This window comes from Mycobacterium sp. 852002-51961_SCH5331710 (assembly GCF_001665535.1).
Lineage (GTDB): Bacteria > Actinomycetota > Actinomycetes > Mycobacteriales > Mycobacteriaceae > Mycobacterium.
The window spans coordinates 79,211-100,663 of the sequence record NZ_LZSQ01000085.1; the positions used below are offsets into that span (position 1 = coordinate 79,211).

General features: G+C 67.7%; 23 protein-coding genes and 1 tRNA gene. 15 read left to right on the forward strand and 9 right to left on the reverse strand.

What is annotated here, in order from left to right; all coding sequences use genetic code 11:
* The first annotated feature begins 3 nt into the window (after positions 1–3).
* The 3 genes from A5752_RS14505 to A5752_RS14515 are packed head-to-tail and all read left to right on the forward strand — an operon-like array spanning position 4 to position 2,083.
* Positions 4–678 (forward strand): ABC transporter permease, encoded by a 675-nt coding sequence (locus A5752_RS14505; RefSeq protein WP_067086608.1) that lies wholly within the window; start codon positions 4–6, stop codon positions 676–678.
* 8 nt (positions 679–686) lie between these two features.
* Positions 687–1,490, forward strand: coding sequence for an ABC transporter permease (locus A5752_RS14510; protein ID WP_067086697.1), 804 nt, complete (start codon positions 687–689; stop codon positions 1,488–1,490).
* 2 nt (positions 1,491–1,492) lie between these two features.
* Positions 1,493–2,083 (forward strand): putative glycolipid-binding domain-containing protein, encoded by a 591-nt coding sequence (locus tag A5752_RS14515; protein ID WP_067086611.1) that lies wholly within the window; start codon positions 1,493–1,495, stop codon positions 2,081–2,083.
* Here A5752_RS14515 and A5752_RS14520 read toward each other — a convergent pair.
* Positions 2,046–3,005 carry a prephenate dehydrogenase gene (locus A5752_RS14520; protein ID WP_286159390.1) on the reverse strand — a complete coding sequence of 320 codons (960 nt, stop codon included), beginning with the start codon at positions 3,003–3,005 and terminating at the stop codon, positions 2,046–2,048. The two genes, A5752_RS14515 and A5752_RS14520, sit on opposite strands and share 38 nt — an antisense overlap.
* A 95-nt stretch (positions 3,006–3,100) precedes the next feature.
* On the opposite strand from A5752_RS14520, the gene A5752_RS14525 reads away from it, so the two are divergent.
* The 6 genes from A5752_RS14525 (at position 3,101) to A5752_RS14550 (ending at position 7,510) form a co-directional block, all read left to right on the forward strand.
* Positions 3,101–3,622 carry a tRNA adenosine deaminase-associated protein gene (locus A5752_RS14525; protein ID WP_067086616.1) on the forward strand — a complete coding sequence of 174 codons (522 nt, stop codon included), beginning with the start codon at positions 3,101–3,103 and terminating at the stop codon, positions 3,620–3,622.
* A 9-nt stretch (positions 3,623–3,631) separates the two neighbouring features.
* Positions 3,632–4,090, forward strand: coding sequence for a nucleoside deaminase (locus tag A5752_RS14530; protein ID WP_067086618.1), 459 nt, complete (start codon positions 3,632–3,634; stop codon positions 4,088–4,090).
* 29 nt (positions 4,091–4,119) lie between these two features.
* Positions 4,120–4,210: transfer RNA gene (locus tag A5752_RS14535), tRNA-Ser, on the forward strand.
* An 83-nt stretch (positions 4,211–4,293) separates the two neighbouring features.
* The gene (locus A5752_RS14540) at positions 4,294–5,505 is read left to right on the forward strand and encodes a PP2C family protein-serine/threonine phosphatase (protein WP_156613863.1); all 1,212 of its coding nucleotides are present in this window, start codon (positions 4,294–4,296) and stop codon (positions 5,503–5,505) included.
* A complete protein-coding gene (locus A5752_RS14545) occupies positions 5,502–7,073 on the forward strand; it encodes a sensor histidine kinase (RefSeq protein WP_067086621.1) in 1,572 nt (523 codons plus the stop codon). The genes A5752_RS14540 and A5752_RS14545 overlap by 4 nt, the downstream gene beginning before the upstream one ends.
* Positions 7,070–7,510: a response regulator gene (locus A5752_RS14550; protein WP_067086624.1), complete on the forward strand. Its 441-nt coding sequence runs from the start codon at positions 7,070–7,072 to the stop codon at positions 7,508–7,510. Before A5752_RS14545 ends, A5752_RS14550 begins: the two co-directional genes overlap by 4 nt.
* On the opposite strand, the gene A5752_RS14555 is transcribed toward A5752_RS14550, so the two are convergent.
* Positions 7,496–7,930 (reverse strand): ATP-binding protein, encoded by a 435-nt coding sequence (locus A5752_RS14555; RefSeq protein ID WP_067086703.1) that lies wholly within the window; start codon positions 7,928–7,930, stop codon positions 7,496–7,498. The genes A5752_RS14550 and A5752_RS14555 overlap by 15 nt on opposite strands.
* 113 nt (positions 7,931–8,043) lie before the next feature.
* On the opposite strand from A5752_RS14555, the gene proS reads away from it, so the two are divergent.
* The gene (proS, locus tag A5752_RS14560) at positions 8,044–9,453 is read left to right on the forward strand and encodes a proline--tRNA ligase (protein WP_067086627.1); all 1,410 of its coding nucleotides are present in this window, start codon (positions 8,044–8,046) and stop codon (positions 9,451–9,453) included.
* Positions 9,454–9,459: 6 nt separating this feature from the next.
* On the opposite strand, the gene A5752_RS14565 is transcribed toward proS, so the two are convergent.
* The gene (locus A5752_RS14565) at positions 9,460–9,831 is read right to left on the reverse strand and encodes a hypothetical protein (RefSeq protein WP_067086629.1); all 372 of its coding nucleotides are present in this window, start codon (positions 9,829–9,831) and stop codon (positions 9,460–9,462) included.
* 57 nt (positions 9,832–9,888) lie between these two features.
* On the opposite strand from A5752_RS14565, the gene A5752_RS14570 reads away from it, so the two are divergent.
* On the forward strand, positions 9,889–10,227 hold the full coding sequence (locus A5752_RS14570; protein ID WP_067086632.1) for a DUF732 domain-containing protein: 339 nt from the start codon (positions 9,889–9,891) through the stop codon (positions 10,225–10,227).
* Between the two features lie 66 nt (positions 10,228–10,293).
* On the opposite strand, the gene A5752_RS14575 is transcribed toward A5752_RS14570, so the two are convergent.
* Together A5752_RS14575 and A5752_RS14580 are read right to left on the reverse strand one after the other, a co-directional pair.
* Positions 10,294–10,758 (reverse strand): lipoprotein LpqH, encoded by a 465-nt coding sequence (locus A5752_RS14575; RefSeq protein WP_067086635.1) that lies wholly within the window; start codon positions 10,756–10,758, stop codon positions 10,294–10,296.
* A 112-nt stretch (positions 10,759–10,870) separates the two neighbouring features.
* The gene (locus A5752_RS14580) at positions 10,871–11,320 is read right to left on the reverse strand and encodes a lipoprotein LpqH (protein ID WP_067086637.1); all 450 of its coding nucleotides are present in this window, start codon (positions 11,318–11,320) and stop codon (positions 10,871–10,873) included.
* A 17-nt stretch (positions 11,321–11,337) separates the two neighbouring features.
* On the opposite strand from A5752_RS14580, the gene tgt reads away from it, so the two are divergent.
* Positions 11,338–12,612 (forward strand): tRNA guanosine(34) transglycosylase Tgt, encoded by a 1,275-nt coding sequence (gene tgt, locus A5752_RS14585; protein ID WP_067086640.1) that lies wholly within the window; start codon positions 11,338–11,340, stop codon positions 12,610–12,612.
* Between the two features lie 68 nt (positions 12,613–12,680).
* Positions 12,681–13,889, forward strand: a complete 1,209-nt coding sequence (locus A5752_RS14590) for a saccharopine dehydrogenase family protein (RefSeq protein ID WP_067086642.1) — start codon at positions 12,681–12,683, stop codon at positions 13,887–13,889.
* Between the two features lie 64 nt (positions 13,890–13,953).
* Here the strand turns inward: A5752_RS14590 and A5752_RS14595 are convergent, their stop codons facing one another.
* Genes A5752_RS14595 through gluQRS form a run of 3 tightly spaced genes read right to left on the reverse strand, consistent with a single transcriptional unit; the run spans position 13,954 to position 17,084 of the window.
* Positions 13,954–14,709, reverse strand: a complete 756-nt coding sequence (locus A5752_RS14595) for an amino acid ABC transporter ATP-binding protein (protein WP_067086644.1) — start codon at positions 14,707–14,709, stop codon at positions 13,954–13,956.
* On the reverse strand, positions 14,706–16,169 hold the full coding sequence (locus tag A5752_RS27155) for an ABC transporter permease subunit (protein ID WP_082963893.1): 1,464 nt from the start codon (positions 16,167–16,169) through the stop codon (positions 14,706–14,708). The genes A5752_RS14595 and A5752_RS27155 overlap by 4 nt, the downstream gene beginning before the upstream one ends.
* A gap of 45 nt (positions 16,170–16,214) precedes the next feature.
* A complete protein-coding gene (gluQRS, locus tag A5752_RS14605; protein WP_067086647.1) occupies positions 16,215–17,084 on the reverse strand; it encodes a tRNA glutamyl-Q(34) synthetase GluQRS in 870 nt (289 codons plus the stop codon).
* A 247-nt stretch (positions 17,085–17,331) separates the two neighbouring features.
* Here gluQRS and A5752_RS14610 point away from each other — a divergent pair, with 247 nt between their 5' ends.
* Positions 17,332–18,654, forward strand: a complete 1,323-nt coding sequence (locus tag A5752_RS14610) for an MFS transporter (protein ID WP_231983413.1) — start codon at positions 17,332–17,334, stop codon at positions 18,652–18,654.
* A 1-nt stretch (position 18,655) separates the two neighbouring features.
* Here A5752_RS14610 and A5752_RS14615 read toward each other — a convergent pair whose 3' ends face one another.
* Positions 18,656–19,933 (reverse strand): aspartate aminotransferase family protein, encoded by a 1,278-nt coding sequence (locus A5752_RS14615; RefSeq protein WP_067086709.1) that lies wholly within the window; start codon positions 19,931–19,933, stop codon positions 18,656–18,658.
* Between the two features lie 60 nt (positions 19,934–19,993).
* Here A5752_RS14615 and A5752_RS14620 point away from each other — a divergent pair, with 60 nt between their 5' ends.
* Positions 19,994–21,451 carry an NAD-dependent succinate-semialdehyde dehydrogenase gene (locus A5752_RS14620; protein ID WP_231983410.1) on the forward strand — a complete coding sequence of 486 codons (1,458 nt, stop codon included), beginning with the start codon at positions 19,994–19,996 and terminating at the stop codon, positions 21,449–21,451.
* The last annotated feature ends 2 nt before the right edge of the window (positions 21,452–21,453 follow it).

Genomic DNA, 21,453 nt, shown 5'->3' on the forward strand with positions numbered 1-21,453 from the left:
CGGATGCGGTATCTGCTCAACCACCTCGACGACCTGTGGGCGTTGACGGTGATCCACCTGCGGCTGTCTCTGATCCCGATCGTGCTGGGCCTGATCATCGCCGTGCCGTTGGGCGCGGCGATCCAGCGCACCACCGCGCTGCGACGGCTGACCACGGTCACCGCCAGCATCGTCTTCACGATCCCATCGTTGGCGCTGTTCGTGGTGCTGCCGCTGATCATCCCGACCCGCATCCTCGACGAGGCGAACGTGATCGTGGCGCTGACGCTCTACACCGTCGCCCTGCTGGTGCGTGCGGTGCCGGAGGCGCTGGACGCGGTGTCGCCGACGGTTCTCGACGCCGCGACCGCGGTCGGATACCGGCCGCTGACGCAAATGGTGAAAGTCGAACTACCCCTTGCCGTTCCGGTACTGATCGCCAGCCTGCGCGTGGTGGCGGTCACGAACATCTCGATGGTGTCGGTCGGTTCGGTGATCGGCATCGGCGGGCTGGGGACCTGGTTCACTGAGGGCTACCAGGCCAACAAGAGCGATCAGATCGTCGCCGGCATCATCGCGATCTTCGTGCTGGCGATCGTCATCGACACGCTCATCATGCTCCTGGGTAGGGCGCTCACCCCGTGGACGCGTGCGGCACGCGGGCCTCGGACATGGGGCCGGGCGAGGGCCGCGTCATGACGGGGCCGATGGATTTCCTGCGGGAGGCGCTGGCCTACCTCTTCACCGCCGCCAACTGGGGCGGCCCCGCCGGACTGCTCGCCCGCACCCTCGAACACCTCGAATACACCGTGGTGGCGCTGTTCTTCTCGGCGGTCATCGCGATTCCGATCGGGATGCTCATCGGCCACACCGGGCGCGGAACATTTCTCGTCGTCACGGGCGTGAACGCGTTGCGCGCGCTGCCGACGCTCGGTGTGCTGCTGCTCGGCGTGCTGCTGTGGGGGCTGGGGCTGGTGCCGCCGACCGTCGCGCTGATGCTGCTGGGCGTACCGCCCGTACTGGCGGGCGCCTATGCCGGCATCGCCAACGTGGATCGCACCGTGGTCGACGCCGCGCGCTCGATGGGAATGACCGACCGGCGCATCCTGTTGCGCGTCGAGACGCCGATCGCGTTGCCGTTGATCCTCGGCGGGCTGCGCACCGCCACGCTGCAGATCGTCGCGACCGCGACGGTCGCCGCGTACGCGAGCCTCGGCGGGCTCGGACGCTATCTGATCGACGGCATCAAGGTGCGCCAGTTCCATCTGGCGTTGGTCGGCGCGTTGATGGTGACGGCGCTGGCGTTGATCCTCGATGCGGCACTGGCGTTGGCGGTATGGCTCTCGGTGCCGGGAACCGGACGGCTCAGTATCCGGGGACGGCGCATGCCGCAGCCGTTCCTCGGTGACGAAGTCGTTCTCGAATCCCGCCCCGGCGCAACATCACAGCGCGACCGAAAAACCACCGACCATGCACGTTACGAACGAGGGGACCCTTCGCATACGGTATAGGGGTGAGTGAAGCAGGCGGCTCCGAAAAGTCATGGCCGGCGATTCTGACCTGGCGGGCGCACGACGTCCCGCGGATGGAATCGGTCCGGGTGCATGTGTCGGGCAACCGCATCAAGGCGTACGGCCGGATCGTGGCCGCCGCGACGCCGTCTCATCCGGCGTTCTCCGCCGACTATGACTTGGTGACCGACGAAACCGGCGGCACCAAACGGCTCTCCATGACCGTCACGCTCGCCGAGCGCGAGCGCCAACTGTCGATCGCCCGCGACGAAGAGAACATGTGGCTGGTTCAGCAGCACACCGGAGAGTCGCGCCGCGCCGCGTACGACGGCGCGCTTGACGTCGACGTGATCTTCAGCCCCTTCTTCAACGCGCTGCCGATCCGGCGCAGCGGGCTGTATCAGCGGACGGACTCGATCAGCTGCCCGGTGATCTACGTACGGCTCCCCGAACTGTCGGTGGAGACGGCGGTCATCAGTTACAGCAGCGCCGAGGACGGCATCAAACTGCACTCGCCCGTCGCCGACACCACGATCACCGTCGACTCGGACGGGTTCATCCTCGACTATCCAGGACTGGCAGAGCGGATCTGATCACCCCGCCCGCGCGTCCCGCGGCGGCCAGTTCCTCGCGCCACCGATCCTCGCCGATCACGACGGTCACGATCTCCGACCTACCGAAGTTGTCGTAGCGGGTCCGGGCGGCGTGCCCGGTCTCGACGAGATCGGTCAGCGGTTTGTGCGCGGCCAGCGCGCCGCGTGCCCGATTGAGCAGTTCGAGCGTGTGGTCGAGCACCGGCAGCAGTTCGTCGGCGTTGGCCTCGCACATCGCTCGCACCAGGTCAGGCGCGGTGGCGGCGACCCGGGTGCCGTCGCGGAACGACCCGGCCGCCAGCGCGAACGCCAGCGGCACCTCGCCGGCGGTGGCGGCCAGCGCCTCGGCCAGCAGGTGGGGCAGATGCGAGATCGTCGCGGCGGCCGCATCGTGTTCGTCCGAGCGTGCAGGGACGACGACCGCGCCGCAGTCCAGCGCCAGGTCCATGACCAGACTCCAGACCTGCGGGTCGACGTGTTCGTCGACGCTGATCACCCACGGCGCGCCCACGAACAACCGGGCGTCGCCCGCCGTCCACCCCGAATGCGCGGTGCCCGCCATCGGATGGCCGCCGACGAATCGCTCCAGCAGGCCGTGGGACCGTACCTCCTGCAGCACAGCGGATTTCACGCTCGTCACATCGGTCAGCGGACAGTTCGGGGCCGCCTCACGGATGTGGCCGAGCATCTGGCCCAACGCGGGCACCGGTACCGCGAGGACGATCAGCGCGTCGTCGCCCGCCGCCCGCTCCAGCACCGCATCGAGGTCTTCGGAGGCGTCGAACCCGTCGGCGGTCGCGGCCTGGACGCCCTCCAGCGACCGGTTGTAACCGAACACGTCCCGCCCCGCCGCCGCGGCCGCGCGCATCACCGAACCGCCGATCAGCCCCAGGCCGAGCACGCAAACCGGTGTGTTGGTCACCCACCAAGGTTGGCACATCGGAGGCCATCGACCGACGTCAGGCTTGGTGGTCGATTCCTGGTCAAGGGCATGGACGGCGACTACCGTAGGCCGACATGGGAGCACAGCGTGCGCCGGCGCGGGAGCAGTCCACGGACACTCCCGACGGCTTCGGCGTCGCCGTCGTCCGCGAAGACGGCAAGTGGCGATGCGCGCCGATGCGCAGGGCGGCCCTGACCAGCCTCACCGCCGCCGAGCGGGAACTGCGCGAAATCCGCAGCGCGGGAGCGGTGTTCGGGCTGCTCGACGTCGACGACGAGTTCTTCGTGATCGTGCGTCCGGCCCCCTCCGGCGCGCGGTTGTTTCTTTCGGACGCCACCGCCGCGCTGGACTACGACATCGCCGCGGAGGCGCTGGAGATGCTCGACGCCGACATCGAGCCCGAGGAACTCGAGGAGGCCGAACCCTTCGAGGAGGGCGATCTGGGCCTGCTCTCCGACGTGGGGCTGCCCGAGGCCGTGCTCGGCGTCATCCTCGACGAATCCGACCTCTACGCCGACGAACAGCTGGGTCGGATCGCGCGCGAGATGGGTTTCGCCGACGAGTTGTCGGACGTGCTCGACCGCATGGGTCGGTGATTTCCGACGATCCCCGACGATGAGGCGCTGATCCGCGCCGCCCTCGAGGCCGCGACGGCTGCGGGTCCCCAGGACGTACCGATCGGCGCCGTCGTCGTCTCGGCCGCCGGCACCGAACTCGCCCGGGCGGCCAATGCGCGCGAAGCTCTCGGCGATCCCACCGCGCACGCCGAGATCCTCGCGATCCGGGCCGCGGCGGCCGCACTCGGCGACGGTTGGCGGCTGGAGGGCGCCACGCTGGCGGTCACGGTCGAGCCCTGCACGATGTGCGCGGGCGCGCTGGTGATGGCCCGGGTGGCGCGCGTGGTGTTCGGCGCGTGGGAGCCCAAGACGGGAGCCGTCGGGTCGCTGTGGGATGTGGTGCGCGACCGGCGGCTGACGCACCGGCCACAGGTGCGCGGGGGTGTGCTGGCCGACGAGTGCGCGGCGACGCTGGAGGAGTTCTTCTCCCGACAGCGATTGGAGTAGACCGGTGCCCGCCCGGTAAGCTGCCACACGGTGGCGTGTCCGAGCGGCCTAAGGAGCACGCCTCGAAAGCGTGTGACGGGTAACCCCCGTCCGAGGGTTCAAATCCCTCCGCCACCGCCACAACGATTCAGGCACTATTGTCAGGATCTGTCACTGAAGCAGAGGTCGAGGCGACCGCGGTGACCAACCCGGAAGATTGGCATATGCGCGCGCTTCATGACCAAGACCCCTCGGCCTCGGCCGGCGGCGGTGCTGCGCTGCGCCCGTTTTCCGTGCTGCTCATCGAGGACGACCGCGGTGACGCCATCCTCGTCGAGGAGCTGATCGCCGACGCCGACTCCAACATCAAAGTGGTGTGGGCGGCGACCATGGAGGACGCCGAACAGCAGCTCGAAGTGTTCCGACCCGACTGCGTGCTGCTCGACCTGAACCTGCCCGACGCCGACGGCATCAAGGCCCTCGACCGCGTGGCCAGGCGCGACATCACCATGCCGATCGTCGTGCTGACCGGCCTCAACGACGAGCACTTCGGCATCTCCGCTGTCGCCGCGGGCGCCCAGGACTACCTCGTCAAGGGCCGCGTCGAACCGGAGACCCTGCGCCGGGCGCTGCTCTACGCGGTGGAGCGCAAACGCGCCGAGCTGACCTCGGTGGAACTGCACGCCAGCGAATTGCGCGCAATGGAGAACGCCCGCCTCGAACGCGGCCTGCTGCCGTCGCCGCTGCTCTTGGAACAGCCCGGGGTGGACATCGTCGCCGAGTACCGGCCCAGCCGCCAGCACGCCCTGCTCGGCGGCGACTTCTACGACTTCGTGCAGACACCGGATCGGACCGTGCACGTCATGGTCGGCGACGTCGCAGGACACGGTCCCGACGAGGCCGCCCTCGGTGTCGCGCTGAGGATCGGCTGGCGCGCGCTGACGTTCGCCGGGCTTCGCGGCAACGAACGCATGCGCCAACTCGAACGGATCCTGAGCACCGAACGGCCGGGATCGAGCATCTTCGCGACCGTCTGCAGCGTGGCGATGTCCACGGACAACCTCAGCTACAACGTCGTGTCGGCCGGGCATCCCGGCATGCTGCTACATGGGAACAACACCGTGGAGTGGATCGAACCCAGGGTCGGGCCCGCGCTCGGCCTGTACGGCCGCGAATGGCCGCTGAACCTGCTGGAACTGCCCGTCGGATACGGCCTCATCCTGCTGACCGACGGGTTGTTCGAGGGCCGGTCCGGCCGCGGAACCGAACGCCTCGGCGAGGCCGGCCTGCTCGAAGTGGCGCGGGGCTACGCGCACCTTCCCGGGCGCGAGTTCGTCACCGCGCTGATCGACGACGTCGAGCGTCGCGCCCAGTCGGTGGGCGGCATCAGCGACGACATCGCGGTGGTCCGGGTGGAGCGGACGACCACCGGATGAGGGGTCGCCTCACCGTCCAAGGGTGGCAGAACCTGGTGCTGTCCCTGATGGCAATCGTCGTCATCGGCGGTGCGATCGTCGGTGCGCTGCTGTTGAACCGCACCGACGAGGTCTCGCGCGAGTTGAACCTCGGCATCCAACCCGCCCGCGTGGCGGCCTACCAGCTACAGGCCGCACTGCGCGACCAGGAGACGGCCGTGCGCGGGTACGCGATCGCCGCCGATCCGCAATTCCTCGAGCCCTATTACGAGGGTCAGCAGGTCGAGAACGACTCCGTGCGGCAGATTCGCGACGGAGTCGGTCACCGGCAGGAACTCATCGACGACCTCGACGCGATCGAAAAGGCCGCGAACGCCTGGCGAACCACGTACGCCGACCCGCTGATCGCCTCGGTGACGCCCGGCGCGCCGAAAGTTTTGGACGCCGCCTCCGCCGAACGCGGGAAGCAGGGATTCGACGCTCTGCGCGTGCTGTTCGCCGACCAGAACAGCGACCTTTCGCAGGCCCGCCAGGATGCGGTCGACGAACTCGCCGCGGTGCAGACCTGGCGGGACACCCTGTTGATCTCCATCCTGATCGCGTTCTTCGTCGCGGGAATCGTGCTCGCGCTCCTGGTGCGCAGAGCGGTCACGCGCCCGCTCGAGCGGCTCGCAGCATCGTGCCGCAGGATCACCGAAGGCAATTTCGACGAGAAGATCTCGGTACGGGGCCCACGCGACATCCAGTCGATCGCGGCGGACGTGGAGGACATGCGCCAGCGCATCGTCGACGAGCTCGAGGCCTCCCGTTCGGCCAAGGAGCAGCTCGGCGAGCAGGCGCTGGAACTGCAGCGCTCGAACGCCGAACTCGAGCAGTTCGCCTACGTCGCGTCGCACGACCTGCAGGAGCCGCTGCGCAAGGTGGCGTCGTTCTGCCAGCTGATCGAGAAGCGCTACGGCGACCAGCTCGACGAGCGTGGCGTCGAGTACATCCGCTTCGCCGTCGACGGCGCCAAGCGGATGCAGGTGCTGATCAACGACCTGCTCACCTTCTCCCGCGTCGGCAGGCTCGGCTCCACCGAAGCCGACGTCGACCTCGACGCCGTGCTGGCCGACGCGATGGAGAACCTGGCCGCCGCGATCGAGGAGTCCGGTGCCGAGGTGGTCCGCACCGGGGAGCCGCTGCCCACCGTCAAGGGTGATCCCACCCTGCTGACGATGCTCTGGCAGAACCTGATCGGCAACGCGGTGAAGTTCCGCAAACCCGATGTCACGCCGCGAATCGTCATCGACTGTTCGGTCGGTGAGGGCACGCGCGAGGGCGCATGGCTGTTCACCGTGACGGACAACGGGATCGGCATCCCCGAGGAGTTCGCCGAGAAGGTCTTCGTGATCTTCCAGCGACTGCACGGCCGCGACATCTACACCGGAACGGGAATCGGCCTGGCACTGTGCAAGAAAATCGTCGAACACCACGGCGGTAACATCTGGATCGACACCGGCCACACCGAGGGCACTCGATTCCGCTTCACCATTCCCTGCGTCGTCGACGACCCTGTCGAGGCCGAAATGGAAGGATCCACCGCATGACATTGGAAGGCCGGGCGATCGACGTACTGCTCGTCGAGGACGACCCGGGTGACGAATTGATCACCCGAGAAGCGTTCGAGCACAACAAGATCAAGAACACCCTGCACGTTGCGCACGACGGCGAGGAGGGACTGGACTTCCTGTACCGGCGGGGCAAGTACGCCGACGCGCCGCAGCCGGACCTGATCCTGCTGGACCTGAACCTGCCCAAATACGACGGCAGGCAGTTGCTCGAGCAGATCAAATCCGACGCCGAACTCAGCCACATCCCGGTGGTGGTGCTCACCACGTCGTCGGCCGAGGAAGACATCCTGCGCAGCTACAAGCTGCACGCCAACGCGTACGTGACCAAGCCGGTCGATCTCGACCAGTTCATGAACGCCGTCCGCCAGATCGACGAGTTCTTCGTCCAGGTGGTACGGCTACCCAACTCCTGAGCGCCCCGCCGCGTCGGCCACGTCGAAGTCGATGCGCACGGTGGTGCCTGCCGTCGAGCGCTTCACCTCGACGCCGTCGCCCAGCGCACGGATGATCGGAAGACCCCGGCCACGGGTCGTCGGCTCCGTGCTCGGGGTTCGCCATTCGCCATGATCGGAAACGTAGACCACGATCCGTCCGTCCTCGACGGCCGCTTCGACGACCATCACCCCGTCGGCGGAGTCGCGGTAGGCGTGTTCGACGCAATTGGTGGCCGCCTCATTGACCGCCAGCACAATATCGGCGCCCACGGAGTCGGGCACGCCGATCGGTTCCATCCACCCGATAAGCCGACGACGAATCTGTGCCAGTCGATCCGCGGTGGCCGGCACTTCGATCCGCAGGGGGTCTGCCGGCCGCAGACGCACATCGATCACCACGCCCGTGGTTGTACCCCGCTTGCCCCGATTCATCACGTTCGCCGCGCATACGCTGTGGTCTCAAATCCGTAGCGAGGCGCAGATCACAACCGACCGACGATGAGAGGTAAGACATGCCGGTGCTGACGCCGCAGCACGAGGACTTTCCCCGCTGGTACCAGGACGTGTTGAACAAGGCGAAGCTGGCCGAGAACGGACCCGCGCGCGGCACCATGGTGATCCGGCCGACCGGCTACGCGATCTGGGAGCGGATGCAGGCCGACCTCGATGCGCGGATCAAGGGAGCGGGCGCGCAGAACGCGTACTTTCCGCTGCTGATCCCGATGAACTTCTTCGAGCGCGAGGCCGAGCACGTCGAGGGATTCAGCCCGGAACTCGCCGTCGTCACCCATGGCGGTGGCAAAGAGTTGTCTGAGCCGTTGGCCATCCGGCCGACGAGCGAAGCCGTCATCGGTGAGTACATGGCCAAGTGGATCGACAGCTACCGCGACCTGCCGTTGCTCCTCAATCAGTGGGCCAACGTGGTGCGCTGGGAGATGCGGCCCCGAATCTTCTTGCGCACCACGGAGTTTCTGTGGCAGGAAGGCCATACCGCGCACGACAGTGAATCCGAGGCGCGCGACTACGCCCGTTTGATCTTGCACGACGTCTACGAGCGGTTCCTGCGCGAGGTGATGGCGGTGCCGGTGATCGTCGGGCGCAAGACCGCCAAGGAACGGTTCGCCGGCGCCGCCAACACGATGACCTGCGAGGGCGTCATGCGCGACGGCAAGGCGCTGCAGATGGCCACGTCGCACGAACTCGGTCAACGGTTCGCCCGGGCCTTCGACATCACCTACTCCAGTGCCGCGGGCTCCTCCGAGCTCTGTTGGACCACGTCGTGGGGCGCCTCGACCCGGATGTTGGGCGGGCTGATCATGTGCCACGGCGACGACTTCGGGCTCGTCGTGCCGCCCACGCTCGCCCCGGTGCAGGCCGTCGTGGTGGTGGTCAAGGACAACGGTGACGGCGGCGTCGTCAGGGCCGCCGCAACGCTGGTCGACGAGCTCCGCGCGCGCGGCGTGCGGGTGCGGTTGGACGACAACGTCGAGGCCGCGTTCGGTTGGCGGGCCACCGACTGGGATTTGCAGGGCGTGCCGATCCGCATCGAGCTCGGCCCCCGCGACCTCGACAAGAACGCGGCGATGCTCTACCGCCGCGACACCCGCGAGAAGACCGCGGTGCGCCTCGACGACGTCACCGAGCGGGTGTCCGAACTCGTCGAGAGCATCCAGGCCGACATGCTCGCCGCGGCGACCGCACGCCGCGACGCGGCCATCGCCGACTGCGCGACGATCGACGAGGCCCGCGAGGCCGCGCAGACGGGCGTCGCACGGCTGCGGTGGGACGAGGTCGGCGTATCGGGGGAAGAAGAGCTCGCCGCGGCAGGACTGACGGTGCGTTGTCTGCGACGCGGCGACGGCACGCTGCCGGACACCGATGACGACGCCGACGCTCTGGCCTACGTCGCGCGTGCCTACTGACGAACGTCAGCCGTAGAAGATCACCTGGTAGTCGGGCGTCCACGCACCGCCCTTGCAACTCAGCGGAACCCCGTCGGGCGACTGGGCCACCCCGGTCGCGTCTCCGCACGGCAGTCGGTTGGTGCGGATGCCGATCAACGGGGGTGACGAGATCCAGGTGCTGCGCGAGTTGCATGCCAGCGTGTTGCCCGACGCGTCGATCCCGAAGTTGTAGCGGGTGTTCTGCACGCAGTGCGTGCCCTCCACCGCGGTGCGGTCGACGTAGGGAACACAGTCGGCGCCGTCGCAGTAGCCGGGCGACGCCGGCGCATTCGCGGCGGTCATCAGGGGTGCGGCGACGAACCCGCACGCGAGCGCAGCTGCAGCCATGAGCCTCATAGCTGGCTAGCCTAAGTGCCCCGCATCGACGGCGGGCACGGAATAGGCTCTTAAGCCATGAAGCCGGTTCTGGTTGCTCTGGCCGCCGCGGCGGGTGCGGCCGCGACGATCTCCGCTCCCGCTGCCAACGCCGACGTGGTCGCGTATCTGGTCAATGTGCACGTGCGGCCGGGCTACAACTTCCCGAACGCCGACGCCGCGATCGGCTACGGCAGGACGATCTGCGACCGGGTGGCGGGCAAGATGAGCTACGGCGAGCTGGTCAACCAGGTGACCGCCGACTTCCACACAGCCGACAAGTACCAGGGCATGTACCTGATCAATCAGGCGGTCAACGAGCTGTGCCCGGCGCAGATCTGGCAGCTGCGGCAGTCGGCGGCCGGCTACACGGGGTGAACCGATCGGAAGAAAAACGGCGGCGCCCCTGTCGGGACGCCGCCTTCTCTCACGCTCGAGACCTGACTACGGGCAGGTGACTTCGATCTCGAATGGCTTGTTGACCGGCTGCAGCGGGTTGGCCATGTCGACGCCCGTCGCGGTGCCGGAGATCTTGTAGGTCTTACCGTCCTTCTCGGCCTTGGCCTCGCCCTGGCCGGCTCCGCTCTGGAAGCCCAGGGTCACGCCGTTGACGTTGCCCAGGCCGACGGACTGCACGGTCGGTTCATCACCGGAGCTGACGACGGCGCCGATGCCCGTGGTCGCGTCGCCGATCGCGATGTTTGTGTTACCGCCCATATCGCTGCACACGACGGTGCCCTGGACGGCCTGATCCTGACCGTCGATCGTGACGGTGGTCTTGCCCTCCGCGGATGCGGCCGTTGATGTCTCGCCCGAGGTTTCAGACTTCTTGTCATCCGAGGAACAGCCGGACAGCCCGGCGATGAGGATCGCCGCGCCGCCGACGGCGACCAGGAAACCACGCTTCACCCTGTTCTCCTTTGTGTAGTGACCCGTCAAGATCGGATCATCAAAAGCAGTATGGTTCGCGCCAAACCCGGCATCCGCGATTTCGCCGAAATTGACGTGTACCGGGATCCGCTCAGCAGGACACGCGAATGGCGAACGTGCCGGACGCGCGGAAGCTGGGATTGTCGGTGTCGAAGCCGTCGGCGGCACCGGAAATGTCGTAGGTCCGGCCCGTCATCGAGATGTCCGCGGCCTCGGCCGTGTCGCCAACGCCCGCGGTGTAGCTGCCGGTGAAGCCCCCGACGTTGTTGATTCCGACCGACTCGACGGCCAACGCCTCCTTGTTCGACACCATCGCCGTGACGCCCGACGTCTGGTCGCCGGTGGTGATTGTGGTCAGGTAACCCGTGGTGTTGCACTGCACCGCGTCGGTGGTTCCCGCGTCGCGGCCGTTGACCGTCACCTGGGCCGTGCCCGCGATCAGCTCACCCTTGGGCGGGGTGTACTCGGGCGGACTCGAACAACCGGCCAACCCCGCCACGATCGCGGCCACGCAGCACGTCGGGACCCACCGATTTTTCACAGTGCAGAATCTACGACGTGGCCGTGCCGAAATCTCCCGCTCCGAAAGAGTCGTCGGCTCCGGTTTTCAGCGTGACCGCCGAACTCCCCGGCCGGGCCGGTCGCACCGGCGTGATCCGCACCCCGCACGGCGAGATCCACACCCCGGCGTTCATTCCCGTCGGCACCCAGGCGACCGTCAAGGCGGTGCTGCCCGAAACGATGAGAGAGCTTGGCGCCCAAGCTATTCTGGCCAATGCCTACCACCTGTACCTGCAGCCCGGTCCGGACATCGTGGACGAGGCGGGCGGCCTGTCCGCATTCATGAACTGGCCTGGCCCGACGTTCACCGACAGCGGCGGATTTCAGGTGCTGTCCTTGGGGGCGGGGTTTCGCAAAGTGCTCGCGATGGACACCGAGCGCGTCCAGGCCGACGACATCATCGCCGAAGGCAAGGAGCGGCTGGCCAACGTCGACGACGATGGGGTGACGTTCCGGTCTCACCTGGACGGCTCCGTGCACCGGTTCACCCCGGAGGTGTCGATCGGCATCCAGCATCGGCTGGGTGCCGACATCATCTTCGCGTTCGACGAGCTGACCACGCTGGTGAACACCCGCGGGTACCAGGAGCGGTCGGTTCAGCGCACGCACGACTGGGCCGTGCGGTGCCTGGCCGAACACCGACGGCTGCAGGCCACCCGGCCGGACAAGCCGAAGCAGGCATTGTTCGGGATCGTGCAGGGTGCGCAGTACGAAGACCTGCGGCGGCAAGCCGCCCGCGGGCTGGTGGCGATCGGCGAAGGCGCCGGGCCCGCTGAGGGTCTGGAGTTCGACGGCTACGGCATCGGCGGCGCACTGGAGAAGCAGAACCTGGCCACCATCGTCGGGTGGGTGTGTGACGAACTGCCCGCCGACAAGCCGCGGCATCTGCTGGGCATCAGCGAGCCCGACGATCTGTTCGACGCGATCGCCGCGGGGGCCGACACGTTCGACTGCGTATCGCCGTCGCGCGTCGCGCGCAACGCCGCGGTGTACTCCACGACCGGACGCTTCAACATCACCAATTCACGGTTCCGGCGCGACTTCACCCCGATCGACGCCGAATGCGACTGCTACACGTGCGCCCACTACACCCGGGCGTATCTGCATCACCTGTTCAAGGCCAAGGAGATCCTGTCGGCGACGCTGTGCACCATCCACAACGAGCGGTTCGTGGTACGGCTCGTCGACCGGATCCGGGCGGCCATCGGTGCGGGTGAGTTCGACGAGCTGCGCGCGGACGTGCTGGGCCGCTACTACGCAACCCGTGCCTGATTGGCGATTTCGGTGCGGTAACCGTCGCTGGACGATCGTTTCTGCACCGAATCCCGTACTTTCTAGCCATGCGAATACTGCTGATCGGCGCCGGCGGTGTGGGTGCCGCATTCTGTTCCATCGCGGCGCGGCGTGATTTCTTCGACACGATCCTCGTCGCCGACTACGACGAGGCCCGGGCGCGACGGGCCGCCGAGGCGGTTGGGGATGCGCGGTTCGGCGCCGCGCGGGTGGACGCCACGTCGGCCGAAGCGGTCGCGGACCTCGTCCGCACCCACGGCATCACCCATGTGATGAACGCCGTCGACCCGCGCTTTGTGATGCCGATCTTCGACGGCGCACTCGCCGGCGGCGCCGATTACCTCGACATGGCGATGAGCCTGTCGCGGCGCCACCCCGAGCAGCCGTATGCGCTACCGGGCGTCAAGCTGGGCGACGAGCAGTTCGCCGCCGAACAGCGGTGGCGCGACGCCGGCCGGTTGGCGCTGGTCGGCATCGGCGTGGAACCGGGCCTGTCGGACGTGTTCGCGCGCTACGCCGCCGATCACCTGTTCTCCGACATCGACGAGCTCGGCACCCGGGACGGGTCGAACCTGACCGTCGACGGTTACGACTTCGCACCGTCGTTCTCGATCTGGACCACCATCGAGGAGTGCCTCAACCCGCCGGTCATCTGGGAGGCCGACCGCGGTTGGTTCACCACTGAACCCTTCAGTGAGCCGGAGGTTTTCGACTTCCCCGACGGTATCGGGCCCGTCGAATGCGTGAACGTCGAGCACGAGGAAGTGCTGCTGATGCCGCGCTGGGTCAAATGCAAGCGGGCGACGTTCAAGTACGGCCTCGGCGAGGAGTTCATCGACGTTCTCAAGACCCTGCACAAGCTCGGGCTCGACCGCACCGACAAGGTGAACGTGTCCGGTGTCGAGGTCAGCCCCCGCGATGTGGTGGCGGCCTGCCTACCCAACCCCGCGACGCTCGGGCCGAAGATGCGCGGAAAGACCTGCGCCGGCCTGTGGGTGACGGGGACCGGCAAGGACGGCAACACCCGGTCGACCTACCTCTATCACGTCGTCGACAACGAATGGTCGATGGCCGAATACGGCCACCAGTGTGTGGTCTGGCAGACCGCGATCAATCCGGTTGTCGCCCTTGAACTTCTGGCTGACGGCACCTGGAGCGGCACCGGTGTGCTCGGACCCGAGGCGTTCGACGCCGTGCCATTCCTGGACCTGTTGACGGCGCACGGTTCGCCGTGGGGTCAGAAGGAGCTCCCCTAGTCTCGTCTGAGTGCGACTTGTGTGCGCTTAGGCGCGCCCAGCGCAACAGAATGCACACAAATCGCTAAAGCGGGTTGAGGATCCGGTCGAGGAACTGGCGGGTGCGCTCCTGTGTCGGGTTCCCGATCACCTCGGCGGGCGGACCCTTCTCCAGGATCACTCCGCGGTCGGTGAACAACACCTGATCGGAAACCTGTCGAGCGAACTGGATTTCGTGCGTGACGATCACCAGGGTCCAGCCCTCGACCGCAAGATCCCGGATGACCGACAGCACCTCGCCGACCAGTTCGGGATCGAGTGCGGAGGTCGGCTCGTCGAACATCACCACCTTCGGCCGCAGCGCCAACGCCCGCGCGATGCCGACCCGCTGCTGCTGGCCACCGGACAACTGGAACGGGAACTGGTCCTTCTTGTCGGCGAGCCCGACCTGTTCCAGCAGGGCCACGGCGTCCGCCTCGGCCGAGGCCTTGGGGCGCTTCTGCGCGACGACCGGGCCCTCGGTGATGTTCTGCAACACGGTCTTGTGCGGAAACAGGTTGTGGCTCTGGAACACGAACCCGCTCTGCGCCCGGTACTGACGCAACCGCTCCTTGGGCACCGGTTCGGAGAAGTCGATCTCGACATCGCCGACACGGATGACCCCGGCGTCGGGCACGTCGAGTGCGTTGAGGGCCCGCAGCAGCGTTGTCTTACCCGAACCCGACGGCCCGATGATCGTCGTCACCGAACCCTGCGCCACCTCGAACGAGACGTCGTTGAGAACGTTGTTGTCGCCGAAGGCCTTCCGTATGCCCTCGGCACGAACCCGTGATTGCGTCACTTGGCCACGAACCTTTCCAGCCGTCGCTCGAATCGGCTCTGACCGAACGAGAGCACCAGACAGATGATCCAGTAGTACAGCGCTGCGGTGCCGTAGAGCGCGAAGAACTCGAACGTCGGCGCTGCGATGTTCTGCGCCGTCCGGAACAGCTCGGTGACCAGAATCGTCGACGCCAGCGACGTGTCCTTCACCAGTGAGATCAACGTGTTCGACAGCGGCGGCACCGCAACCCTGCTGGCCTGCGGCAAGATGATGCGCCGCAGCGCCCCAACGTAATTCAGACCGATCGTCTCGGCCGCCTCCCACTGTCCCTTCGGGATCGATTGGATCGCCGAGCGGATCACCTCGGCCGCATAACCGCCGACGTTCAGGCTGAACGCGATGACCGCCGCGGGGAACGGGTCGATCCGCACACCGATTTGCGGCAACGCGAAGAACACGATGAACAGCTGAACCAGCAGCGGTGTCCCCCGAATGATCGAGATGTAGAACCGCGCAACGCCGGCGACCACGCCGTTCGTCGACAACCGCGCCAGCGCCACCACCAGCGCGATCACCAGGCCGATCGTGAAGCTGATGACCGTCAACGGGATCGTCTTCTCGATCGCCGCGCGCGCCAGCGGCCACAGGTTGTCTGCGATCAGTTGCCAGGTGCCCGTGGGCGCCGCCTTCGACAGGTCGACGTCAAGGTACTTCTTCGAGATCTCGGTCAGTGTTCCGTCGGCGCGCAGTTCCTCGAGCGCCTTGTTCAATTCGGGCACGTAACCGCTGTCCTTGCGCGCCGCGAACGCCTGCTCGCTGCGCTCCCCGGTCCTGGCCGCGATCTTGATCGGGGCGTCGGGATGTTCGGCCTGATAGGCCAGCACCGTGATGCTGTCGTTGACGACGACGTCGACTCGGCCGTCGTTGAGCACGCTGATCGCCTGGGAGAAACCGTCAACCGAATCGATCTGCGCTCCCGCGTCACGCGCGACCGTCGCCCAGTTGCTCGTCGGGCTCTGCGCGGCCCGCTTGCCTTTGAGATCGGCCAGCGACCGTACCGAATCGTCGTCGGCCCGTGTCACGATCACGCCCTCGGCGATCGAATACGGATCGGACAGGTCGTATTTGTCCTTGCGTTCGTCGGTGATCGTCACCTCGTTGGCGACGACGTCGAAGCGGTTGGCCTCCAGGGCGGCGAAGATCGAGTCCCACGACGTCTCGACGAACTCGATTCGCACGCCCAGCTTTTCGGCGACGGCGCGGGCGACGTCGACGTCGTATCCGGCGAGCTGGCCGCCTTGGCGAGCGTCGTGGAACGAATACGGCGGGTACACGCCCTCGGTGCCCACCCGCAGCACTCCCGCCGATTTGATCGGGTCGTCGCTGTTCGATTCCGATGAGCCGCACGCTGCGGCGCCGAACAGCACCGCCGCCGCGAGCAGGAGGGCGGGCAGTGCCCGCCTGAGGTTTCGGTGCACCGGCGGAACCTAATCCACGCGGTGCGGGTCGGGGAAGTGTTCGGCTCAGTCGGGGCGATAAATCCACGGCTGTCGCGGTAGCCGTTGCGGATCGAACTCAGCGAGCATGCCCTCGAGGTCGCGGGCGCGCCAGCCCAACGACTCACCGATCTGCGCGAGTGCCCGCGGTACGCCGATCTCGGCGAGCGTGACCGCGCCGTCGCGCTTGGCCAACCGTGCGCCGTCCTCGTTGAGCACCAGCGGAACGTGGGCGTAGACCGGCTCGGGGTGGCCCAGCATCCGAGCCAGATACGCCTGCCGCGGCGAGGAGGGCAGCAGGTCGTCCCCGCGCACCACCTGATCGACATCTCGGCTCGCGTCGTCGACCACTACCGCGAGGTTGTAAGCCGGTACCCCGTCGCCCCGGCGAACCACGAAGTCGTCGACGATGCCGGTGTACTCACCGTGGAGCACGTCGTGAACGGTGTGCACGATCGCGTCGGTGCGCAGCCGAAGCGCGGGCGGCCGCCCCGTCTCGGCCCGTCGCGCCGCGCGCTCGGCATCCGTCAGCTCGCGGCACGTGCCGGGGTAGGCGCCCTGCGGGGCATGCGGTGCCCGCGGAGCCTGCGCGATATCTCTTCGGCTGCAATAACACTCGTACAGCAGTCCGCGGCCGTCCAGCTCGGCGATCGCGGCGTCATAGCGCTCGGGATGCTCCGACTGCCACTCCACCAGGTCCCACGTCAGCCCGATCGCGGCGAGGTCGTCGAGTTGTCGCTGCCCGACGTCGGTGAAGGTGCGGTCATCGAGGTCGTCCACGCGCATGAGGAACCGCCTGCCCGTCGAGCGGGCGAACAGCCACGCGAGGATCGCGGTGCGCAGGTTCCCGATGTGCAGATCCGCCGAGGGACTCGGAGCGAACCTGCCTGCGGTCATGACCGCAATCTAGCGGGCACCGCTAGGGGGCTTTTAACAGTCTTGTCAATGTTGCCTTGGGAACGGCGATTCCGGGTATCCCCCGGCCTGCGCTGGTAATTTGCCTGTGCACCGAGAAACACGGCCCGATGCCGGCGCTCGCCGGGCAGGCCGTGCCCGACGGACGCGAGGAGGCCCGCACGTGGATCCCGATGGTTCCACCAGCCCGCACCACCAACCCGAGCACGAGGCGCCCTCATCGGGCGACGTGAAGAAGGCGATCGCGGCCTCGGCCGTCGGCAACTACACCGAATGGTTCGACTACGGCCTGTACGCCTACGGGGTCTCCTACATCTCTTCCGCGATCTTCCCGGGCGAGGGAACGACGGCGACGCTGCTCGCACTGATGACGTTCGCGGTCTCTTTCCTCGTTCGCCCCCTCGGCGGGTTCGTCTGGGGCCCGCTCGGCGACCGCCTCGGTCGGCGCCGCGTCCTGGCCATCACGATCCTGGTGATGGCGAGCGCGACGCTGTGCGTGGGACTCGTGCCGAGCTACGCCACGATCGGCGTCTGGGCACCCGTCCTGATGGTGATCCTGCGAATGATCCAGGGCTTCTCGACCGGTGGCGAGTACGGCGGCGCAGCCACGTTCATGGCCGAGTACGCGCCGACCCGCCGTCGCGGCATCCTGGGCAGCTTCCTCGAATTCGGCACCCTGGCCGGTTTCTCCACCGGTGCGCTGATGATGCTCGGCTTCTCGCTGGTGCTCTCCGACGACCAGATGGACGTGTGGGGCTGGCGGCTGCCGTTCCTCGTCGCCGCGCCCCTCGGCCTGATCGGGCTGTACCTGCGCACCCGGCTGGACGAGACCCCGGTCTTCAAGGAGTTGGAGGACCAGGGCGAGCAGGAGGCGAACGTCTTCGCCGCGTTCCGGGACCTTCTCGCCGAGTACTGGGGGCCGATCCTTCGCCTCGGCGGCCTGGTGGTCGCGCTCAACGTCGTCAACTACACGCTGCTCACCTACATGCCGACCTACCTCGAGCAGTCGATCGGGTTGTCCACCGACATGTCGTTGGTCGTACCGATCATCGGCATGCTCTCGATGATGGTGTTCTTGCCGTTCGCGGGCCTGGCCTCGGACCGGTTCGGGCGCAAACCGGTGTGGTGGGTCTCGTTGATCGGATTGTTCGTCGCCGGGATCCCGATGTTCATGCTGATGTCGACCGGCGTCATAGGCGCCATCATCGGCTTCGCGGTGCTCGGGTTGCTCTACGTGCCACAGTTGGCGACGATCTCGGCGACGTTCCCGGCGATGTTCCCGACCCAGGTGCGCTATGCCGGCTTCGCCATCGCCTACAACGTGTCGACGGCGCTGTTCGGCGGCACCGCGCCGGCGGTCAACGATTGGTTGGTCAACGCGACGGGCGACAACCTTGTGCCGGCGTACTACATGATGGGCGCCTGCATCGTCGGCGCGATCGCGCTGGTGAAGAACCCCGAGACCGCGCGATGCCCGATCAACGGGACCGAGATCCCCGGCACACCAGAGGCCCCGCCGCAGGAGGAGTACGCGCTCGAGGGCAGCCGCTGACTCAGAGGACGGCGTTCACCGCGTCGGACCAGATGCCCGCGGCCTCGTCGATCTGCTCGGCGGTGACGACGAGCGCGGGGATGAACCGCACGACCTGCCCCCATGCGCCACAGGTCAGCAACAGCAGGCCCCGGCGCGCGGCCTCCTGCTGCACGGCGAGGGCCGTGGCCCCATCGGGTTTGCCTGCGGCGTCGCGGAATTCGGTGCCGATCATTAACCCGAGACCGCGCACATCGGAGATCGCGTCGAACTTGTCGCCGACCGTCTGCAGCGCCTCGCGCAACTGCGCGCCGCGTTCGGCGGCGTTGTCGACCAGTCGCTCGTCGGCGATCACGTCCAAGGTGGCCACCGCCGCCGCACAGGCCACCGCGTTGGCGCCGTACGTGCCGCCCTGCGATCCTGGCCACGCCCGCTCCATCAGCGCCGCCGGCGCCGCGATACCCGAGAGCGGGAAGCCCGACGCGAGCCCCTTCGCGGTGATCAGGATGTCCGGGCGCGCTTGCGCGGTGAAGAAGTGCTGATGACCCCAGAAGCGGCCGGTGCGCCCGAAGCCGGTCTGCACCTCGTCGACGACCAGCAGGATGCCGTGCGCGTCGGCGCGCTCGCGCAGGCCGGCGAAGAACCGTTCGTTGGCCGGCACGTATCCGCCCTCGCCAAGCACCGGTTCGACCAAGAACGCGGCGGTGTCGGCCGGCGCGCTGATCGTCTGCAGGAGGTAGTCGAGTTGGTCCAACGCGAAGTCGGTGGCCTGCTCGACCGGCCATCCGAAGTGGCCCGGGTCGGGGAACGGTGCGACGTGCACGCCTGCCATCAACGGGGAGAAACCCGAGCGGAACTTGGTGCCGGAGGTGGTCATCGACGCCGCCGCGACGGTGCGGCCGTGAAACCCGCCGTGGAAGACGATGACGTTCGGCCTGCCGGTGGCCTGTCGGGACAGTCGCAGCGCCGCCTCCACCGCCTCGCTACCGGAGTTGGCGAAGAAAAGCCGGTCCAGTCCGGAGGGCAACACCTCGCCGAGGCGCTCCACCAGCGTGAGCAACGGGCGGTGCATCACGGTCGTGTACTGGCCGTGGATCAGCGTGGCGACCTGGCGCTGCGCGGCCTCCACCACCCGCGGGTGGCAGTGTCCGGTGCTGGTCACCCCGATGCCCGCGGTGAAGTCGAGGTACCGGCGGTCCTGTTCGTCGTAGAGCAGCACCCCTTCGCCGCGGGCGGCCACGACGCCGGTCGCCTGCTTGAGGATCTGCGAGAGCTGTGGGGCTTGAGAGGCCGAGGTCATGGCATGATCCTCAGCGGCGAGCTGTAGATTGTCAACAATCCGACCATTCAAGGAGGCGTGGTGGATCGCGAGCGGCATGTGATCGATGCGGTGAACAAGCGGCTTTTCGTCGACGGCAAGTGGGTCGACGCGAGCGAGGGGCGCACCTTCGACGTCGTCGATCCGGCGACCGGGCGGACGCTGTGTGCGGTCGCCGACGCCACCCCGGCCGACGCCCGTGCCGCACTGGATGCCGCGGTCACCGTCCAGCGGGAGTTCGCCGCGACACCGCCCCGCACCCGCGCCGACATGCTGATGGCCGCGTTCGAGTTGCTGCACGCCCGCGTCGACGACCTGGCGCTGCTGATGACGCTGGAGATGGGCAAACCCCTCGCCGAGGCGCGCGGTGAAGTCGCTTACGCCGCAGAGTTTTTCCGCCACTTCGCCGAAGAGGCCACTCGTATCGACGGTGGCTACCAGACCGCACCCGCGGGCAATGCGCGATTCCTGATCGCCCGCCAGCCGGTCGGGCCCTGCCTGCTGATCACCCCGTGGAACTTCCCGATGGCGATGGGCACCCGCAAGCTGGGCCCGGCCATCGCCGCCGGGTGCACCAGCGTGATCAAACCGGCGCACCAGACGCCGCTGACGATGTTGGCGCTGATGTCGATCCTCGACGAGGCGGGCGTGCCGGCCGGTGCGGTCAACTGCATCACCGCGATGGATGCGAACGCGGTGTGCGAACCGTTGATCCGGTCCGGGCTGGCCCGCAAGCTGTCGTTCACCGGGTCGACCCGGGTGGGCCGCATCCTGCTCGAACAATGCGCCCAGAAGGTGCTGCGGACCTCGATGGAACTCGGGGGCAACGCCCCGTTCATCGTGTTCGCCGACGCCGACCTCGACGAGGCGGTGGACGGGGCGATCGCGGCCAAGATGCGCAACATGGGCGAGGCCTGCACGGCGGCGAACCGGATCTTCGTCCATGCCGCGGTGATCGACGAGTTCGGGCGCCGGCTCGCCGAACGGATGGCGGCGATGACCGTGGGCCGCGGCACCGAAAACGGGGTCAAGGTCGGTCCGCTGGTCGACGAGGCCGCGCTGCACAAGGTGCAGGACCTGGTCGACGACGCGGTGGGCCGCGGGGCGCGCGTATTGACCGGCGGCACACCGGTTTCCGGCGACGGCTACTTCTATGCGCCGACCGTGCTGACCGGTGTCCCGCGCGACGCCCGGATGTCCGGCGAGGAGATCTTCGGCCCGGTGGCTCCGTTGACGCCGTTCGAGACCGAGGACGAGGTCGTCGCCGCCGCCAACGACACCGAATACGGACTGGTCGCCTACGTGTTCACCAACGACCTGCGGCGCGCGCTGCGGGTCGCCGAGGCGCTCGAGACCGGCATGGTCGGGCTGAACCAGGGCGTCGTGTCCAATCCCGCGGCGCCGTTCGGCGGCGTCAAGCAGTCGGGCCTCGGCCGTGAGGGCGGCTCCGTGGGCATCGACGAATTCCTGGAGACCAAGTACGTCGGTATCGCCCTGTAGGG

Coding starts and splice junctions, on each gene's coding strand:
- A5752_RS14505 (WP_067086608.1), top strand. CDS start 4: ATGCGGTATCTGCTCAACCACCTCGACGACCTGTGGGCGTTGACGGTG.
- A5752_RS14590 (WP_067086642.1), top strand. CDS start 12,681: ATGCGAATACTGCTGATCGGCGCCGGCGGTGTGGGTGCCGCATTCTGT.
- A5752_RS14545 (WP_067086621.1), top strand. CDS start 5,502: ATGAGGGGTCGCCTCACCGTCCAAGGGTGGCAGAACCTGGTGCTGTCC.
- A5752_RS14615 (WP_067086709.1), bottom strand. CDS start 19,933: ATGACCTCGGCCTCTCAAGCCCCACAGCTCTCGCAGATCCTCAAGCAG.
- A5752_RS14550 (WP_067086624.1), top strand. CDS start 7,070: ATGACATTGGAAGGCCGGGCGATCGACGTACTGCTCGTCGAGGACGAC.
- A5752_RS14525 (WP_067086616.1), top strand. CDS start 3,101: ATGGGAGCACAGCGTGCGCCGGCGCGGGAGCAGTCCACGGACACTCCC.
- A5752_RS14565 (WP_067086629.1), bottom strand. CDS start 9,831: ATGAGGCTCATGGCTGCAGCTGCGCTCGCGTGCGGGTTCGTCGCCGCA.
- proS (WP_067086627.1), top strand. CDS start 8,044: ATGCCGGTGCTGACGCCGCAGCACGAGGACTTTCCCCGCTGGTACCAG.
- A5752_RS14570 (WP_067086632.1), top strand. CDS start 9,889: ATGAAGCCGGTTCTGGTTGCTCTGGCCGCCGCGGCGGGTGCGGCCGCG.
- gluQRS (WP_067086647.1), bottom strand. CDS start 17,084: ATGACCGCAGGCAGGTTCGCTCCGAGTCCCTCGGCGGATCTGCACATC.
- A5752_RS14540 (WP_156613863.1), top strand. CDS start 4,294: ATGCGCGCGCTTCATGACCAAGACCCCTCGGCCTCGGCCGGCGGCGGT.
- A5752_RS14510 (WP_067086697.1), top strand. CDS start 687: ATGGATTTCCTGCGGGAGGCGCTGGCCTACCTCTTCACCGCCGCCAAC.